The following is a 280-nucleotide window of genomic DNA, read 5'->3' as shown; positions in this document are numbered from 1 at the left end:
CGGGTGGTGTCGAGGGTGAGCTCGCGCAGGATCTCGCCGGTGGTGGCGTCGCTGATGGTGATGTGCAGGCCGTGGATGAGGGCGGTGACGGGGCGGCTGTTGAGGTGGCGGCCGAGGCCGATGGAGTACAGGGTGCCGGCGTGGCGCAGGGTGATCTTGCCGTTGTTGACGCGGTCGTGGCGGATGCGGGTGTGGGCCTGGTCCGCGGGTTCGCCCGGGGGTCCGGCTTTGGGTCGGGCGGTGTAGGCGGCGGCGGGGGTGCGCCGGCCCAGGGCGCGGT

Annotated in this window: 1 pseudogene; it reads right to left on the bottom strand. The window is 73.6% G+C overall.

The features are described from left to right. Positions 1–280: pseudogene (locus tag EPD83_RS19460) on the bottom strand (IS481 family transposase); the annotation flags it as partial.

It is taken from the genome of Phycicoccus flavus, assembly GCF_004025965.2.
In the GTDB taxonomy this organism is placed as follows: Bacteria; Actinomycetota; Actinomycetes; order Actinomycetales; family Dermatophilaceae; genus Phycicoccus; species Phycicoccus flavus.
This window is presented reverse-complemented; position numbering and strand designations above follow the sequence as displayed.